This is a genomic window from Kitasatospora sp. NPDC093558, from assembly GCF_040683475.1.
Classification (GTDB): domain Bacteria; phylum Actinomycetota; class Actinomycetes; order Streptomycetales; family Streptomycetaceae; genus Kitasatospora.
This window is the reverse complement of sequence record NZ_JBFBDY010000773.1, coordinates 1-2,658: the sequence shown is the minus strand read 5'-3', so window position 1 is coordinate 2,658 and position 2,658 is coordinate 1. Positions and strand designations below refer to the sequence as shown.

At 72.5% G+C, this 2,658-nt stretch carries 3 protein-coding genes; all 3 read right to left on the bottom strand.

Going from position 1 to position 2,658, the window contains the following annotated elements:
* Nucleotides 1-134: 134 nt before the first annotated feature.
* The 3 genes from AB0O00_RS35015 to AB0O00_RS35005 all read right to left on the bottom strand — a co-directional run bounded on the left by AB0O00_RS35015 (nucleotide 135) and on the right by AB0O00_RS35005 (nucleotide 2,445).
* Complete coding sequence (locus AB0O00_RS35015; RefSeq protein ID WP_363658743.1) at nucleotides 135-599, bottom strand: SHOCT domain-containing protein; 465 nt, start codon at nucleotides 597-599, stop codon at nucleotides 135-137.
* 98 nt (nucleotides 600-697) lie between these two features.
* Nucleotides 698-1,288, bottom strand: coding sequence for an NUDIX hydrolase (locus AB0O00_RS35010; protein ID WP_363658742.1), 591 nt, complete (start codon nucleotides 1,286-1,288; stop codon nucleotides 698-700).
* Nucleotides 1,285-2,445, bottom strand: a complete 1,161-nt coding sequence (locus tag AB0O00_RS35005) for a type III polyketide synthase (RefSeq protein WP_363658740.1) — start codon at nucleotides 2,443-2,445, stop codon at nucleotides 1,285-1,287. Before AB0O00_RS35005 ends, AB0O00_RS35010 begins: the two co-directional genes overlap by 4 nt.
* Between the last annotated feature and the right edge of the window lie 213 nt (nucleotides 2,446-2,658).

Here is a 2,658-nt window from a genome sequence, read left to right as displayed (position 1 = left end):
CAGGTATAGGTGTTCTGTTATCCGTAAAAACCTATGCGGTCACACCAAACCCTTAATCGGCAACCCGGAACCACGCAGGGGGGGGGGGGGGGGTTTAAAGCCCCCGGGGCCCCCGGCCGTTCCGCCGTCTCCGCTCACACCAGGAGCTTCTCCTTGGCCCGCTGGTACTCCGCGTCGGAGATGAGGCCCTTGTCCTTCAGGTCGGCCAGCGTCGCCAGGTCGTCGACGTGGCTGCGCCCGCCGCCGTCCGCCGAGGCCCCGGAAGTCCCGGAGGTCCCGGCCGCGTCCCGGATGTACGCCTGGACGGCGGCCTCGGCCTGCTGCGCCTGGGCGAGGTCGCGCTTCCCCATGCCCTCGCCGCGCGCGATCAGGTAGGCGAGCACGCCGATCAGCGGCAGGATGATCACCAGGACCAGCCAGCCGGCCTTGCCCCAGCCGCTCAGGTCGTGGCTGCGGAAGATGTCCGTGATGATCTTGAACAGCAGGAAGAACCAGAGCACCCAGAGGAACAGCTCCAGCATCGTCCAGAAGATGTTGAGCACCGGGTAGTCCACGGCCAGCGAGGCGGCCAGCGAGCCGGCCAACGAAGAGGTGTCCATGGCCGAGTCATATCATCGCAAAACGGACGGCGCGCATCGCTGCTGAGCCGTTCCAGTGATCTTCCTGCGGGTTGGGAATACCGCCGCGGGACGAGGCCTCAGCCCAGCCCCGCCCGCCGCCGCAGCTCCACCGCGAGCCCGATCAGCTCGCCCCACCAGGCCTCGTGCGAGGCCACCAGCAGCCGCTGCGCCTCGGCCACCGGCAGCGCGCTGACCTCGACGACCTGCTCGCCGTCCGAAGGGTTGGTCGGCGCGGAGTCCACCGCGACCTCCGCCCAGCCCCACAGCCAGGCCTTCTCCGGGTGCGGCTGCCACGGCCGGTACGGCGTCGGGTCGTCCGTCCGGCAGCGGTGCGCGCCGAGCCACGCCGGCTCGTCGAGCAGCCGGGCACCCGCCTCCTCCTTCAGCTCGCGCTCCAGGCAGTCGGCGACGGTCTCGTCCTGCTCGCGCGTGCCGCCGGGCAGGAACCAGTGGTCCCGGTCGTCCCGGCAGAGCACCACGCCGCCGTCCGCGAAGCCCACGAGGTGGATGTTGGTCACCAGGCGGTCCGACGGCAGCTCGGTCGAGAACTGCGCGTCGTACCTCCCCCAGGCCCAGTACTGCGGCGCGTGCAACGCGGGGAAGAGCGCGGCGAGTTCCGCGGCTCTGGCGGCGGGGTCGGTGTCGGTCCGGTCCGTGGTATCGGTCATTCGGTGATCGTAGTGCCGGCCGGGAAACGGCGGGGGACACCGGGATGGACGCGAGAGAGGTCGGCGGTGGCGATGGCGCGCGGTCGCCGGGGCTGCGCCACGCTGAGCGGCACCGACGCCCAACTCCCCAGCGACATCTCGGCGGTGATGCCGGGGCCGAAGCCGGCGATCAGGCCGTGGGTGCCGTGGGCCGCGCCGCCGTCGGCGAACAGCCGGGCGAGGGCGTCGAAGACGACGGCGCTCGCGATGTTGCCGCGTTCGGTGAGCGTGGCCCGGCTGTAACGGAACACGGCCGGATCGAGGTTGAGGAAGTGGCAGAGGTCGTCGAGGATGCGCGGGCCGCCGGCGTGGACGATGTAGAAGCCGAGCCCCGACACGTCCCAGCCGTGTTCGGCGGCCAGGCCGCGCAGGGCCGGCGCGAGCAGTTCCATCGTGCCCGGCACGCGCCGGTCGAGCTGGAAGTGGAAGCCGGTGTCCCGGACCCCGTAGGAGATCCAGTTCTCGGTGTCGGGGACGAGGTGCGAGCCGTTGCGCTCGAAGGACACCCCGGTGCCGCCGTGCCCGCGCATCACCACGGCGGCGACGGCGTCCCCGAACAGGCCGTTGGAGAGCAGCGAGCCGACGCCGAGGTCGGTCGGCTGGTAGCAGAGCGAGCAGAACTCGCAGGCCACGATCAGCACGTTGGCGCCTGGGTAGGCGCGGCAGAAGTCGTGCGCGCGGTTGACGGCGGCGCCGCCGGCCGCGCAGCCGAGCTGGGCGATCGGCATCTGGCGGGTGTCCGGGCGCAGGCCCATGCTGTTGATCAGCCAGGCGGTCATCGACGGCATCATGAAGCCGGTGCACGACACGTAGATCAGGAGGTCGATGTCCTGGGCGCCCAACTGGGCATTGCGCAGCGCCGCTTCGACCACCTCGGGGACGCGGCGCTTGGCCTCGCGCTCGTAGACGGCGTTGCGGGCGGTGAAGCCCGGGTGTCGCAGGGTCTGTTCGATGGGCTGGACCAGGTGCCGGGTCCGCACGCCGGTGTTCTCGATCAGCCGCAGCGCGAGGGTGAGTTGGGGGTGGCCGGCGTGCATCGCGCGGGCCAGGTCGAGGGTCTCGTCGAGGGTGATGACGTGCTCGGGCACGGCGATGGCGGGGCGGCAGAGTGTGGCCATGGGTGTGGATCCCCCCTGGGTGGCCCGCGGGTGGGCCGACGGACGGCCGGGCACGGCGCGTTGGGCGGCCGGTGCCCGGTGGTGGTGGCGGTGGACGGAGGGGCGCGCGTCGGGCGCGGCGGGCGCGGGTGGTGTCCGGCCGGTGGCGGGCACCCCCGGCCCGGGCCCCCCGGCGGGGGACCCGGCGGTGGGGGGGGGCCCCCGGGAGCGCCC

What these genes read in the sequence shown, in the direction of transcription:
- AB0O00_RS35015 (WP_363658743.1), bottom strand. Translation starts at nt 599, where the DNA reads ATGGACACCTCTTCGTTGGCCGGCTCGCTGGCCGCCTCGCTGGCCGTG.
- AB0O00_RS35010 (WP_363658742.1), bottom strand. Translation starts at nt 1,288, where the DNA reads ATGACCGATACCACGGACCGGACCGACACCGACCCCGCCGCCAGAGCC.
- AB0O00_RS35005 (WP_363658740.1), bottom strand. Translation starts at nt 2,445, where the DNA reads ATGGCCACACTCTGCCGCCCCGCCATCGCCGTGCCCGAGCACGTCATC.